Origin of the sequence: Paenibacillus sp. JNUCC32 (assembly GCF_014863545.1) — a bacterium.
GTDB classification, from domain to species: domain Bacteria; phylum Bacillota; class Bacilli; order Paenibacillales; family Paenibacillaceae; genus Paenibacillus_AQ; species Paenibacillus_AQ lautus_A.
On record NZ_CP062260.1, the window covers coordinates 4,943,567 to 4,956,032 of the forward strand.

A 12,466-nucleotide genomic window follows, 5' to 3' on the forward strand; every position below is an offset into this window, starting at 1 on the left:
AAAGAACAGCTTTGTCATATTTCATCCAGGCTATTAAGCGCAAAAACAAAATAAGAGAGCAGCTCCTGCAGCTGCTCTCTCATCGGTTAACGGGCTATCCGACGATCCTTAAGGTTATACCTGCGGCATGCAAGCTCTTAGGTTCAACCTTGTTCAATCGCTAGATTATATTCGGGTTCCCGGCATCTTGGGCCGGTCTCAACAGCCTGAAGGCTCCTCCTCTTCATACAGCCGGGGCATGCCCGGTCAGAGCGCGATATGGCGAGCCGATTTTTTCTTTTTGACCCGTAACAAAAATGTAAGAGGTATGGCTGCCACCGCCACCATCGTGCCGATCATGAACACGTCATCAATGCCCATGGTCGTTGCCGCACGCGGAGTCACAGTTCCGGCGCCCATGTAATAGGATGTTCTGGTTACCACCAGCGCGCTGAAAATGCCGATGGATAACGAAGCCAGCCCCTGGCGCGCCCAGTTCGTAATGGACGATGCATGGCCTGAGTACTCGCTGGACACCGCGCTCATCGCGGCGTTCGTTAACGGCATGTTGCACAGCGCTATGCCGAGGCAGCGAACCAGCTGCAGCATGGAAATGTACAGAACCGACGTATTCGTGCCGATCCCGCTGAAAGCCAGCGTGGCGGCCACAATGATAAGGACACCCGTGATGACCAGCCGGAACGGACCGATCCGGTCATAAAATTTGCCGATAATCGGCGATGCCGCCGCCATGACGATCGCGCCCGGCAGCATGATCAATCCGGTATCCATCGGGGACAGCTTCAGCACGGTCTGCAAATAGAGCGGCACCAGCAAGGTTCCCGTATAGAGGGAGATCGTCACGATGCAGTTCAAGATCAAGCTGTACCGGAATCGGGGGAATCTGAATACCTTCAGCTGCAATAGCGGGAACGGGATGCGAAGCTCCCACTTAATAAAGAACAGCAGCAGCAAAATGCCGGCGACGAGCAAGGAGATCGTCTTCCAGGACCCCCAGCCCCAATCGTTGCCATGGCTGAAGGAGAGCAGCAAACAGGAGCTGCCCGCCACCACCGTCAAGAAGCCGAGGAGATCGAAGCTCTTCTTCCCGGTCAGTCGATAAAATGGAATGAATTTGCTTACGATGACGATCGATATCAGGCCGATGGGGACATTCAGAATGAATATGGATTTCCAGCCAAAGTATTGCACCAGCCATCCGCCCAGGGTCGGCCCTATCACCGGTGCCAGCATGGAAGCCAGGCTCCACAAGCCCATGGCGTAGGCCTGCCGCTCGCGCGGGAATACCTGGTAAATGATCGTCATCGTAATCGGAATGATCATCCCGCCGAAGACGCCTTGCGTGATCCGGAACGCGATCAATGTCTCGATGTTCCAGGCGACAACGCATAGCAGCGACGAAAGGGTAAAACCCGTCAATGCCAGTACGAACAGCCTCTTATAGCTTAGCTGGTCCCCCATGTAGCCGACGATGGGGGCCACGATCCCCGTTGCCAGCAAATACCCGGCCATCAGCCATTGGGTTGTGCTCAGCGTGGCATGAAACTGTTCCATCACCACCGGAAAGGCGACGTTGATGGTGGTAATGCTCAGCACCGCGAGAAAATTGCCGAAAAACACGGCGCTCATAATTAGCCAGAATGAAGATTTTTCGTCTGTATTCACAAGAAGCCTCCTAAACAAAGTAACCCCGCCCGGATCTGATAACAGAACTGGAGGCAGGATTACTTCAGTTTCATATCGTTTACTCTGTTGGAAATAGCTTTCGGCCAAGCAATCGCAGCAAAATATACAGGTTATCCGCCTCGTCCTCATCCAGCTGCTTGAAGGATTCCATGACGGCATAATCCCCCTCGCTGCGCGCGTCGAGCACCAGCTGCCGGCCTTCTGCCGTAAAATTGACATAGTGGCTGCGTCCGTCACTCGGATTCGGCGTTCGAATCACCAAGCCCCGTTGTTCCAAGGCATCCACCAAATAAGTAATCGTTGCAGCTTTAAGCTCCATGTGCTCAGCCAACCGGTTGGGAAGCCACGGTCCCTGCTGCTCGATCAAACTTAGGATTTTATACTGATTCATCGTCAAATCGTTCTTTCTTAAATGACTCAAGAAAGACACGACCCGATGCCTCGTCATTTTATCCGATAACTCACGATACATGTCCATGAGTCTCTCCACGCTTGCTTCTCTTCCGTTCTCCAGAGCATTTCACCTCGTTCTTATTTTAGTTCAATGATTCTAACTTGTAAACACCATTTTCATGATTTTCATTCTAATTCATCCCAATTATCGAGGTATAATGGACTAATTACTTAAATTATTCAAAGTTTATTTCGAGACATTGAACCATTCTAATTCTTAAAATCAGAAGCATCTACGGAGAGAAATCTCTTATTCATGCCTTGGCAGGAAACGGTCAGTACAATAACAGGCCCCCAATGCAAAAAGGACTCGCAAGATCTAGCGATCCGCGAGCCCTTATCTTTCCCGTTTATTCCTCATCATCTGCAAACAATTCATGCAGCATCGCTTCCCGGCGATTCACGAATTCCTTCGTGATCATGTAATGATCCGTTTCCTCCAGGCTCGTCTCTTCCACGCCTTCGGATGTCAGCTTGTAGATGATCGAATCCGGATAAGCCATGACAATCGGCGAATGCGTGGAAATAATAAACTGCGAGTCTTCATGAACCAGGTCATGGATGCGCCTCAGCAGCGCCATTTGGCGAAATGGCGACAAGGCCGCTTCCGGCTCGTCCATGATGTACAGCCCGTTCCCCCAGAACCGATGCAAAAAGGTGGCAAAAAAGGATTCTCCGTGCGACTGCTGGTGAAGCGATTTGCCGCCATAGGAATCATAAAGTCCAGGACGCTCCCGCTCCAGTGCATCCACTTCGCTGGCGACGTTATAATAGCTCTCCGCCCGGAAGAAAAACCCGTCCCGCGGTTTGCGTGCGCCCCGGACGGTTCGAATATATTCATACAGCCTGGAATGGGTCTCCTCCGTCGAGAAGGAGAAATTGAGCGTCCCTCCTTCCGGATTGAACCCGAGGGCCGCGGCAATCGCCTCCAGCAGCGTGGATTTGCCCATTCCGTTCTCGCCCACGATATAAGTGACCTTCGGATGAAAGCGAAGTCCGTCCATAGCCGCTACGGCCGGCAAATTAAAGGGGTATTCGTTAAATGACGGGATGCGATCCCTCATTAACACAACGCTTCGAAGATAGGCAAGCATAGCCGAGTTATCCAACCGCTTTCCCTCCTTGAAATCTACGTTAACCGATCATGACAAGTCTACTACTATATAACATTCCGGCTTCGGTTCCAATTCAGGATCTCGCGATGCAGGCTGCACGCTCTCATAGAACGCATTCCTGGACATACAGCGAATCCGAGCAGCCCGCTGTTTGCTGCGATAGCAGGCAGACCGCTTCCTTGAAGCAATCGAAGATGCCCCGATATTCAAAAAAATGCGCCATCACAGGGCTTGCCGGGACCTGGAATGACGCAATTTTTCATCCGATATTGAATCTGTTGTTACGATATACTTACTATTCGCTTACGATAAATTGATAGAGCTCCTCGACCTTCTCTTCCGTCAGATCGCCGCTGTTATCAAACACCTTGATGGACGTTTGCGGAATATCCCAGTTCACTTCCGGAACGAAATCGACGCGCTTCTTGAAGTCGTCCCAATGATCCAGCTTCCACTGATCCCGCTCGGTCTGTCTGTCAATGATCCGCTCCTTCTGCAAATCCATGTCCTTGAGCGCAACCACGATGACCTTCACGTCAACGTCGTTCTTCGTTAATCCCGCGGATGCGATGACCTCTTCAATCCATTCGCGGTTCTTGAGCTCCGCCGTGAACGGCGAGATCATAAAGACATTTTGCCCGGCACCCAGGTTCTCGATGCAAATATCCTTGGTCGTATCATATTCCAGATCGCGCAGATTCTCTTTATAGAAGGAAGAATCGCGGTCGTTCGGATCCAGTCCGTTGCTCTCCAGGAACTTCTCGACAAACCGTCCCCCCACCGTATCACGGTCGAGGAATGCAGCCGGTATGAGGACTGCAAGTTTCTTCGCTACGGTTGTCTTGCCTGTGCCGGCCACGCCGACAAAAAACACTAGCTTTTGCAAATGGTATCCCTCCATATGATCTATATCGCTAGAACACCCCTGCCGTCACTCACGCTATCCCTATGCGCGTTCTGTCCGGTAACGGGTTTCTTCAATCAATTCCTCCATCGCGGAGGCCAAACGCTCCTGAAGCACTTCCGCTACGTCAAACCCGCCATCCTCGGTACGCGCCACCTGGGCATCCACGGCGTACACGCCGCCCAGAATATGCCGGGCCCCGATCGAGGAAAGCACGGGCTTGAGCGAATAATCAATCGCCAGCAAATGCGCGAGACTGCCGCCAATGAACATCGGAAGCACGATTTTGCCAGCCAAGCCTTTTTGCGGAATCAGGTCCAAAAATGTCTTAAGCACGCCGGTAAACGAAGCTTTATAAACCGGACTTGCCACAATCACGGCATCGGCCTCGGCCACAAGCCCGTTGGCTTTGACGATATGCTCGCTCTCAAACTTCGTATGAATCAAATCCTCGGGCGGCAGCCCGGCCACGTCGATCCGGCTCACCTCGAAATTGGCAGCAGTTAGTGCCTGCTCCGCAAAATCCATAACCGCATTCAATCGGGATCCGGCTGTAGGGCTCCCGTTAATAATAACAGCTTTCGCCATAATCATTGTTCACCTCAGCTTATCTTATAATGTCACCATTTCATCCACGCACCATCAGATCGCTATGTAAGGTCCTCTCGATATAGAGTCAGACCGCCATAGCCTGAATCTCAGAAAAAAAAGACTTTACAGGATACGGCAAAGTCTTCCGGTCAGCAGTCGCTCTTGCATCCGACATCAACCGGCATAAATCAGAGCAAACTTGTCAGAATTAGTATCATCGTATCAATGTGTCCGCGCTTTTGTCAATCCGGCAGAATGCGTCAAACCGATGTTCTCCATTGCCCGCTCCATTTAACCGATCACGAACAGGGCTCCCCATGCGAATACGGTTTAAGATCGGCACCTGGCCCCTCCCTTGATCAGGACGACCCACTTCCTTGTTCGGCAAGCAGCGGCGAGTACATCATGAGCGCATGGTTCTCGGTAATCCACTCATCCCGAATCCGTTCGCCTTCCCTGTTGAACACTTTGCGGCCAATGACGTTATGCCTCGCATATCCTCCCCAAACTTCCTGGGTAATGCGATGGTCCCGCTCATATACTTCATAGCGATGCAGCGGAGCGGCGCTGGATCGCCATTCCCCGATCAAATCCTCCTCTGATACATATACCGACAGCTGGTATGTATCGTTCGTCGGATTATAAATCTGAAGGTCCAAATAATTATAGGCGCACGTAGCGCCGCTTCCGAACGGCTGGGTCCGGTTCGCATCCGGAAATACGTCATAGCTGTGCCGATGCCGTTCTTTCACTTCCAGAGGGGTGTGCAGCGTCATCCAGTATATGAGGTTGGACAGCTGGCACAGCCCTCCGCCCACGCCGGCCTTAAAGCCTCCATAGAACAGGACCATGCCGTCGACATACCCTTTCCTGCGGGTCGGGCGTCCAATGCTCCTCCAATAGGACAGCGTCTCTCCCGGACGAACCAGCAGTCCATCCAGATGGCGCACGGCCAGACGCAGGTTGATCACCTTATGATGCTGATACCACATATCAACGTCCTTGAGCTGGCGTTTCAGCGGGGTTTGGTGTGTGAACACCGAATATCGCAGTAGCTCAGGACTTTGCGTGCGGGCGATGCCGCCCCTCTTCCTCATCCATGCCCAATAACGCCGGTACGTAAAATACTGCTTGCCTGCCCACAGGCGGAATTTTGAACGCTTGACGGGTTTCATCCGTGACCGTGCCCCCTTGGCCGTATTGATGAATTTGGAAATATTTTACCACAATAGCCCAAAGGACATCGTAAAAAATCCGTAACCCGCGCGTTTGCGCACGACCTTTCACCTATTCTGTTCACAACCGGCACCCTGGACTGGGCGAATGCATAGAGATAAAGCATCGACGTTCCATGAATAACATCCCGTATACCAAAGGAGGAATGAAATGAATCCCCAACAGCCCATTCCATACGTAGGCTCCAAAACCGAATGCAAAGAACAGCTCATCGCTTTCCCTCCCCAGCATCAAAACTGCCAGCCGGGCCTTGAAAGCCTGATGTCGCCGCGTCCGATCAGCGAAGATCCCGCCTACCGGGGCAGCGGTAAACTGGATGGCAAAATCGCCATTGTGACCGGGGGGGACAGCGGTATCGGCAAAGCGACCGCCATTGCCTTCGCCAAGGAAGGTGCCGATCTGGTCATCCCATACTTATATGAGACTTCGGATGCGGAAGTGACGAAGCAGCGGATTGAATCGCTCGGCAGACGATGCCTCTTAATGAAGATCGATCTGCGCTACAAAAAAAACTGCGAAGCCGTGGTTAATGAGACGATCGCCTGCTTCGGCAGAGTGGATGTTCTCGTGAACAACCATGCCGTCCAGTATGTGCAGCGCAGCATTCTGGACATTACGGAAGAACAGCTGCATCACACCTATCAGACGAATATCTTTCCGTTCTTCTTCATGATCCAGGCTGCGCTGCCCCATATGAAAGCAGGGGCATCGATCATCAACACGGCCTCCATTACGGCCTATGACGGTTTAAAGGAGCTCATCGACTATTCCTCAACCAAAGGCGCCATCGTTTCCCTTACCCGATCCCTGGCCCTTTCGCTGGTCGATCAGGGCATCCGCGTCAACTCCGTCGCGCCAGGCTCGGTCTGGACGCCGCTCATCCCTTCCAGCTTCTCCGCCGATGAGGTTGCCGTATTCGGAACGAATTCGCCGATGAAGCGAGCCGCACAGCCTTATGAGCTGGCACCCGCTTATGTTTACCTGGCATCGTCCATCACTTCTTCTTATGTCACGGGTCAGGCTATTCACGTCAACGGAGGGCAGATGGTAACCAGCTAGCATGGATGCCGCAGGCATCCGAGGATTCCACGAATAACGTGCAGAGGATGTGTACAATGAACACCGGAATTCCCAAACGGTCCGCCCGGATGGACATGGGGTTTTATGCATTAAACAAGCTGGCCAGCGCCGGTATCGTCGTGCTGCTGCTGAGTCTGCTGGATTGGGCGTGGCCGTCCGGCGCGGATCAGGCCTCGGAGTGGTTAGGCCTTTACATGCCGCAAGAACACTGGGTGTACGGTTACGCGCTGACGGCCTCTCTCGCGGCCGATGCCATACTCGCGTTCCTGCCTTCGCTGCATAAGGGGAAACAGGCTGCCGTGTATGGAGCGGTCGGTTTTCTGTTCTTCGCCTTGTTCACGGGCGGTCATCCGGAGCAGCTCTGGCTCCGTGCCGCTGCCGGAACCCTGACGCTGCTTCTGTTCTTGTGGGGAAAGCATGCATTCTCCAGCAATTCGCTGGCCACCCCGTTCTTTGCCCTGGCCGTTCCCCTGCTGTGCTGGGTAATCTGATTCAAGAGCTATAGCCTCTTCCCATGGAAAAAGGGCCCTCTGATGAGGGCCCTTGGCTCTTTGCTTCAAAGCGCTTCGATGACATCCCCGGCGATGACCGAGGCGGGATGCCCCCGATGCCGCGCGGCCCGCTCGCCGGCACGGCCGTGCAGCCACACGCCAAGCGCGGCTGCAGACGGACCGGCATGCCCTTGCGCCAGCAGGCCGGCAATGATGCCGGTCAACACGTCTCCGGTGCCTCCGGTCGCCATGCCGGAGGCACCGGTCGTATTGATGTAGGTTTGTCCGTCCGGCGAAGCCACGACGGTATGCGCCCCCTTGAGCACGAGGGTAACCCCGTGGCCGGTCGCGAACCCTGCGGCGGCACCGATCCGGTCCCGCTGCAGCTCGGCAGTAGGAATGCCCAGCAGCCGGGACATCTCCCCGGGATGCGGGGTCAGCACCGTGGCCGCGGCACGCGGCTTCCAGGCGCTGAAATCGCCAGCCGCAGACAGCATATTCAGCGCGTCGGCATCCACCACCAGCGGCCCTTCCCATTCTTCCCACAGTCGGCGGAGCCACCTGTCGTCTCCTTCGAAGCGGCCAAGCCCCGGACCTACGGCCAGCACATCGCGGGACTTGGCGAGGGACAGGACCTGCTCCGCGGAGGCCTCATTCCAGTAGCCGCCGCTCTCCTCTGTCGCAGGGGCGAGCATCACCTCGGGCGCGGCTCCGCTCAGCGGCAGCACCAGGCTGGCAGGGAGCGCCCAGGTCACCAGGCCGCAGCCCGCGCGGAGCGCCGCCCGGGAAGCGAGCAGGCCTGCGCCGCTCATCGTGCGGCTGCCTCCTACGGTCAGGACGTGGCCGTAGGTGCCCTTATGCCCGTCCGGCGCGCGGCGGCGCGACACGTCGGCGCCCAGCTCCGTCCGAAGGACATGCGGGGTAAGCAGACGCGTGCTGACGCCCTGCTCCCGGCACAGCGATGCCGGAATGCCGATGGAGCGGACCACCACCCGGCCCGCGGCCCCGGCGCCGGGGTACTGCACCAAGCCTCGCTTCAGGAAGGCGAGGCATACCGTCACCGCGGCCGAAATGCACGGCTCGTGCCGCGCGCCGGTATCGGCGTCCAGTCCGCTCGGAATATCGGCGGACACAATCGGCAGGCCGCTGTCGTTCGCGGCCTGGATCAGCGCGGCGTAAGCGCCGCGGGGCGTGCCCGTCGCGCCCGTCCCGAGCAGCGCGTCCACGATGCCGGTGTACGCGCCGTAGTCCACGGCGGCACGGCCGTGGACCAGAGCCGGGATGCCGAGCGCTGCCGCGGCATCCCGCTGCACTGCCGCCTCGTCGGCCAGCGCGGACGGCTCGGCGGCGTAGAGCAGCGTGACGCTTATGCCGGCGTCACGCAAATGCCGTGCGGCGACCACGCCGTCGCCGCCGTTATTGCCTTTGCCCACCAGAATGAGCCAGTGCTCCTGCGCCGCCAGCGCGGTGGGCAATCGCGCGTCTCCGTCGATGACAGGCGACGGGCGGCTCATCTCGATAACCCGCTCATTTCCGGTGAAAGGGCCCTCTGACGCTGCCGAATAATCCAATAAGGAAGTCGGCCGGTCGCACCTCTCATCCTCCGGCAAGTAGGCTTGATCGCTTCCGCATGTCCGAGCGGCCGCCGTGGACGGTAACTGGCTCGCGACATGACGCTCCAGGCATAATTTCAGGACTTCCTCGGCAATCGCTTTACCCGCATTTTCCATAAGCGCGATGGCCGGAATGCCGATGCGGCGAATCGCGTAGTTATCGAGTGCCCTCATCTGTTCGGACGTCACAACATACATCCAAGCTCTCCCCTTTGCTTCGATATATCCTACCCAAACGCTCTGACGACTTCGCTTGATGCCTGTCGATTAATAAGCAACGGTAAAACGGGACTGAATGAACTGCGGATCGTCCAGCTCATCAATCACGGCTACCGCAAAATCTTCAACCGAGATCCGGCTGCTTCCGCTCTCATCCGTCACCAGGCGGTCCATGCCGATCCGGAATTGTCCGGTACGTTTCCCCGGCTCGATGATGGCCGCCGGACTGATATACGTCCATTCCAGATCGCTTTCCTTATAAAGGTCGTAAGCATCCGCATGCGCACGGGCAAGCGGTCTGATCTCTTCCGGAAATTCCGGGGTTTCCATAAGCGGTACCCCGCTGTCGGCGATCAGGCTGCCTGCGCCGCCAACGATCAACAGGCGGGTTACGCCGCCGCGTCTCGTTCCCTCCACAATGGTCCGCGCGGCTGCTACAAGCTCCTCTTCTTGGCCGAACTTCGGACCGAAAGCGCTGATCACGGCATCGTGTCCCTGAACAGCCTCTTCCAATGACGAAGGATCCATCACATCCGCTTTGACTTTCTGTAATCGCTCATGCTCCGCTTCAAGGCGATCCGGATTACGCAGCACCGCCGTTACCTCGTGTCCCCGGCGCAGCGCTTCTTCCGTAATGCGTTTCCCGATCGTCCCGCTTGCTCCAATCAATGCTACCTTCATGTTCATCGCTCCTTCGTTTAAAAATTATACTACATCACCCAGGATGGGGAATGGTTCTCTTATATCTTAAGTAGTAGTATGAACACCCGGTGCCGCGTATAGCCGCACTTGGTCGATCGCACCTCCTATTTACTTATCCCCTTGCAGACCTCTTCAAACTCCACTTATTCATTTTTCCTCAAAACATTAGATCTTTAGACCTATGAATTGCGATATTGTTTTCACCGATAGAATACATAAGTGCACATTTATGAAAATATATATTTGGCGTAATGACTTCTAACGCAATACTAATGGTATACGCTTGTCGAAGATTGTCCTAATGCTTATGTTTAAATCGTAATGAAAAGGAGAACATCCATCCTATGAAAAAACAATACGTCCGCTTGCTGGCTCTCTGTCTCGCCGGCGGCCTGCTGCTGCTAAGCAGTCTGTCCCTTCATCCTGATGCCGCGGAAGCGAAACCCAGCCAGAAGGCAACCTGGTTCTGGGATACCCCGCAAATCAAAGACTCCGCCGATGACATTCTGAGCTTTGCCGGCAGCCAGGGAGTGAACGTGCTCTACCTGCAGATGAACCGCGATGTCCGTCCCGAGTATTACCGCAGCTTTATCCGCCAAGCAGGAGTGCAAGGGATCGAGGTCCACGTCCTCGGCGGGGCGCCGAACTGGGCGCTGGAATCGGAACGTCACCGGCTGGAGACGTTTATTCAATGGACCGCCGAATATCAAGCGTCCGCTGCCCCGAATGAGCGCTTCACCGGCATCCATGTCGATATCGAGCCGCATGTGCTGGCCGAATGGAAAACGAACCAGTCCTCGGTCGTTAAGCAGTGGCAAGCGAGCGTCCGTTATCTGGTCGATGAAGCGCACAAGCTGAATCTGCCGATCGGCTCCGACATGACCTTCTGGCTGCATACCTACCGGCTGCCGGATCAGTCGATGTCGATCAGCCGCTGGATGATCAAGCAGTTCGACCAGATCGTCATTATGGCCTATCGCGATCAAGCGGATAACATATACAACCTCGCCGCGACCGAGCTAAAGGAAGCCGACGAACTCGGCAAGGAGGCCCTGATTGCCGTGGAGACCAAGTCCAGCAATGAGGGAGCTTACATTACCTTTTTCGAGGAAGGCACGGCCTATATGGAGGAACAGCTGAGCAAGGTATGCACCAAGGCGGAAAAGCACCCTTCCTTCTCCGGGTTCGCCATTCACGACTACAGGTACTGGAAGGAACTTCATGACTCCGATCGATAACGTTGCGATCCTTACATTCTGGCATTAAAAAAGATGGCGTTTCAAGAGGGTGTGTCCTCTGGCGCCATCTTTTATGTTTAGATGAAGGAACTTATCCTCTCCTTCGGGTAAAAGGCCTGATCGCCTTCAAACCGTCAACATGAGAAGCAGTACATAACCGACCGTCATTTTCGCGCGTTGAAGCGGCGCTTTTTTTACCTGCACTTCCATCACCCCGGCCCCTCCCTCTCTTCGATGTCTTATTCATATACTATATGCGGCTCGGCCCCTTTTGTTACCTTGAGGAAACATTGTTTACCAAGAGAAAAACCGATCCGTCATGAATAGTAGCATACGATCAAGCTTCCTGCACTGGAAGCGAACCCGGGCAGCATGCGGCTCATTTACGATCAGCATAGCGCTCTATGACGTCCTGCAAATATTGTTCTGCTTCCATTACAAGCTGACGCTCTCCAGCGTTCCATTGATCCCGATTGTTATCGACCGCTAAAAAGGCAGCATGAATCCGTTCGTCGCCATGGGTCACACGTTGAACCATCTGTTGCCATTCTTGGGCTAAGGCCCTGGCTAAACGGGACTCGATGGGGACGTTTGAGGCCTTATAAGCTGCAGCTTGCAGCGATATTTTTCTGAACGTATTGTAAAAATCCAATACCGCCTGCTCAGAGTCAAATACTTTTTGAAACAGCCGCGCGTCTTCCTCCGAAAATTCGTATTCTTTCCAAGCCGACATATCGACCTCATTCAACGAACGCATAAGATGGGCTAACAGCTCCCAGGGTACGTTGTACCCTTCTTTCATCATTTCCTTTGCCACATGCAATCCGTCAAGCTTGGCTTGGATGCTCTCTTTCTGTGAATAAAGGATCGATGCCTGGTAATCTAGAATGTTCTCGATATCCTGCTCCTCGGTGCCCACAATCAATTGTTCTTTGATCTTTTTTAAAGAGAAACCGATGGCTCTATAGAACATAATCTGCTCAAGTACATACAGCTGTTTATCATAATATACTCTATGCCCCAGCTCATCTCGCTCCGCTTTAAGAATCCCTTCATTATCGTAGTACTGAATGGTTCGCGGTGTTATTCCCGACAATCGGCTGATTTCTTTTACGGAATATTTTTTCCCCATGAACCC

12 protein-coding genes are annotated in these 12,466 nt (G+C 54.6%); 3 read left to right on the forward strand and 9 right to left on the reverse strand.

All coding sequences use genetic code 11. The features are described 5' to 3' along the window. Nucleotides 1-246: 246 nt before the first annotated feature. The 6 genes from JNUCC32_RS21910 to JNUCC32_RS21935 form a co-directional block, all read right to left on the reverse strand. Nucleotides 247-1,665, reverse strand: coding sequence for an MDR family MFS transporter (locus JNUCC32_RS21910; protein ID WP_192569827.1), 1,419 nt, complete (start codon nt 1,663-1,665; stop codon nt 247-249). Between the two features lie 79 nt (nt 1,666-1,744). Further along, nucleotides 1,745-2,164: a MarR family winged helix-turn-helix transcriptional regulator gene (locus tag JNUCC32_RS21915; protein WP_009589289.1), complete on the reverse strand. Its 420-nt coding sequence runs from the start codon at nt 2,162-2,164 to the stop codon at nt 1,745-1,747. A 325-nt stretch (nt 2,165-2,489) separates the two neighbouring features. After that, nucleotides 2,490-3,248: an AAA family ATPase gene (locus JNUCC32_RS21920; RefSeq protein ID WP_228468803.1), complete on the reverse strand. Its 759-nt coding sequence runs from the start codon at nt 3,246-3,248 to the stop codon at nt 2,490-2,492. A 301-nt stretch (nt 3,249-3,549) separates the two neighbouring features. Beyond that, a complete protein-coding gene (locus JNUCC32_RS21925; protein ID WP_192569828.1) occupies nt 3,550-4,140 on the reverse strand; it encodes a P-loop nucleotide/nucleoside kinase family protein in 591 nt (196 codons plus the stop codon). Nucleotides 4,141-4,200: 60 nt separating this feature from the next. Further along, a complete protein-coding gene (ssuE, locus tag JNUCC32_RS21930; protein WP_009589288.1) occupies nt 4,201-4,746 on the reverse strand; it encodes an NADPH-dependent FMN reductase in 546 nt (181 codons plus the stop codon). Between the two features lie 362 nt (nt 4,747-5,108). Beyond that, a complete protein-coding gene (locus JNUCC32_RS21935; RefSeq protein ID WP_192569829.1) occupies nt 5,109-5,924 on the reverse strand; it encodes a VanW family protein in 816 nt (271 codons plus the stop codon). 211 nt (nt 5,925-6,135) lie between these two features. Here JNUCC32_RS21935 and JNUCC32_RS21940 point away from each other — a divergent pair, with 211 nt between their 5' ends. Both JNUCC32_RS21940 and JNUCC32_RS21945 read left to right on the forward strand, forming a co-directional pair. Then, nucleotides 6,136-7,044 (forward strand): SDR family oxidoreductase, encoded by a 909-nt coding sequence (locus JNUCC32_RS21940; RefSeq protein WP_192569830.1) that lies wholly within the window; start codon nt 6,136-6,138, stop codon nt 7,042-7,044. Between the two features lie 56 nt (nt 7,045-7,100). Further along, entirely contained in the window at nt 7,101-7,556 is a 456-nt protein-coding gene (locus JNUCC32_RS21945; protein ID WP_192569831.1) for a hypothetical protein, read from the forward strand. Nucleotides 7,557-7,621: 65 nt separating this feature from the next. On the opposite strand, the gene JNUCC32_RS21950 is transcribed toward JNUCC32_RS21945, so the two are convergent. Together JNUCC32_RS21950 and JNUCC32_RS21955 are read right to left on the reverse strand one after the other, a co-directional pair. Then, nucleotides 7,622-9,367 carry an NAD(P)H-hydrate dehydratase gene (locus JNUCC32_RS21950; RefSeq protein ID WP_192569832.1) on the reverse strand — a complete coding sequence of 582 codons (1,746 nt, stop codon included), beginning with the start codon at nt 9,365-9,367 and terminating at the stop codon, nt 7,622-7,624. A 69-nt stretch (nt 9,368-9,436) separates the two neighbouring features. Beyond that, nucleotides 9,437-10,069 (reverse strand): NAD(P)-dependent oxidoreductase, encoded by a 633-nt coding sequence (locus JNUCC32_RS21955; protein WP_012818839.1) that lies wholly within the window; start codon nt 10,067-10,069, stop codon nt 9,437-9,439. Nucleotides 10,070-10,434: 365 nt separating this feature from the next. On the opposite strand from JNUCC32_RS21955, the gene JNUCC32_RS21960 reads away from it, so the two are divergent. Beyond that, nucleotides 10,435-11,328 carry a hypothetical protein gene (locus tag JNUCC32_RS21960; RefSeq protein ID WP_192569833.1) on the forward strand — a complete coding sequence of 298 codons (894 nt, stop codon included), beginning with the start codon at nt 10,435-10,437 and terminating at the stop codon, nt 11,326-11,328. A 379-nt stretch (nt 11,329-11,707) separates the two neighbouring features. On the opposite strand, the gene JNUCC32_RS21965 is transcribed toward JNUCC32_RS21960, so the two are convergent. Beyond that, nucleotides 11,708-12,460: a MerR family transcriptional regulator gene (locus JNUCC32_RS21965; protein ID WP_192569834.1), complete on the reverse strand. Its 753-nt coding sequence runs from the start codon at nt 12,458-12,460 to the stop codon at nt 11,708-11,710. Nucleotides 12,461-12,466: the final 6 nt, after the last annotated feature.

Excerpts from the sequence above, each read along its gene's own strand:
- JNUCC32_RS21915 (WP_009589289.1), bottom strand. The coding sequence starts at position 2,164 with ATGGACATGTATCGTGAGTTATCGGATAAAATGACGAGGCATCGGGTC.
- ssuE (WP_009589288.1), bottom strand. The coding sequence starts at position 4,746 with ATGGCGAAAGCTGTTATTATTAACGGGAGCCCTACAGCCGGATCCCGA.
- JNUCC32_RS21935 (WP_192569829.1), bottom strand. The coding sequence starts at position 5,924 with ATGAAACCCGTCAAGCGTTCAAAATTCCGCCTGTGGGCAGGCAAGCAG.
- JNUCC32_RS21940 (WP_192569830.1), top strand. The coding sequence starts at position 6,136 with ATGAATCCCCAACAGCCCATTCCATACGTAGGCTCCAAAACCGAATGC.
- JNUCC32_RS21945 (WP_192569831.1), top strand. The coding sequence starts at position 7,101 with ATGAACACCGGAATTCCCAAACGGTCCGCCCGGATGGACATGGGGTTT.
- JNUCC32_RS21950 (WP_192569832.1), bottom strand. The coding sequence starts at position 9,367 with ATGTATGTTGTGACGTCCGAACAGATGAGGGCACTCGATAACTACGCG.
- JNUCC32_RS21955 (WP_012818839.1), bottom strand. The coding sequence starts at position 10,069 with ATGAAGGTAGCATTGATTGGAGCAAGCGGGACGATCGGGAAACGCATT.
- JNUCC32_RS21960 (WP_192569833.1), top strand. The coding sequence starts at position 10,435 with ATGAAAAAACAATACGTCCGCTTGCTGGCTCTCTGTCTCGCCGGCGGC.
- JNUCC32_RS21965 (WP_192569834.1), bottom strand. The coding sequence starts at position 12,460 with ATGGGGAAAAAATATTCCGTAAAAGAAATCAGCCGATTGTCGGGAATA.